At 55.4% G+C, this 990-nt stretch carries 1 pseudogene; it reads right to left on the bottom strand.

Annotated features, from left to right (window positions below):
* Positions 1-31: 31 nt before the first annotated feature.
* A pseudogene (locus CV102_RS25675) lies at positions 32-892 on the bottom strand (IS5 family transposase).
* Between the last annotated feature and the right edge of the window lie 98 nt (positions 893-990).

Below are 990 nucleotides of genomic sequence, written 5' to 3' on the forward strand. Positions count from 1 at the left end.
CATCCTCTGGGCCTTGTTTGAACGCGTGATTTCACGGGTGTGAGTCCTCTATTGCGCGTTCGATGTTGCGGACGGCGGATTTCATGACAAGTTCACGGAATTGACCGAACCAGGTTCTCGACCAGAGCGTCTCGCCGTATCTGCGTCGGAGTCCGAAAAACACCGATTCAGCGTTCGACCGCTGGTGATACGCCCGATCCTTGATGAGCAAATTTCTCGCCCACCCCCGCATTCCAGGGTCTCGCTGCGGAATCAGCGGCGTGATACTTTCTGCATGCAACCTCGTGCGAATCTCTTCTCAGTCGTAGCCCTTATCGGCAGCGACAGTCGCCAAATCGTCGAGATTTCGCACTAGCACCTGCCAGCCGACCTGTGTATCGTGCGGTTGTTTCATCGAGCAGTGTATATCGAGAATCGCACTAGTTTTACAATCGATAAGTAGCGTCGTCTTCACCGCCTCAAACGTATAGTCCGTCCGCTTTGCGTAGTGCTGGCTGGCCTGGACGCGATCGACACCGGTTGCGTCGATCGCCTGCACATCACCGAGATCATACAGCTCGACGGACTGATCGAGAATCGCTCGCCACCGCTTCATCGGAATTGCCTGCTTTCGCGTACACACCGTCGAGAAGTGTGGAACCGTTTCAGGCGTCAATCCGAGTGATTTCGTCACTCTCGGCATCTCGCGGAGGACGTCCATCAGCTTCCGGTACGGATGGCCGAGATACTCTTTCAACCCCTGAACGGCGAGAATCACCCAGTCAGCGTAGCCTTCTTCTCCCGGACGGTAGGCCGGTGCTGGCGTTCCAACGACGGCTTTTTGCGCGAGCGATACAACCTTCTCTGTGAAGCGGGAGGTTTTCGTGTGCACAACGAACCCATCCCGCTTCACTTCCTAGTAGATTTGACATTCTCTCCGAGCTACTAGCACGGCGATACGAGTTCGATCGGCTCTACACTGCTAACGTTTGAGCGTCTAAACAAGGCCCA

It is taken from the genome of Natronococcus pandeyae (assembly GCF_008122205.1).
GTDB classification, from domain to species: Archaea; Halobacteriota; Halobacteria; order Halobacteriales; family Natrialbaceae; genus Natronococcus; species Natronococcus pandeyae.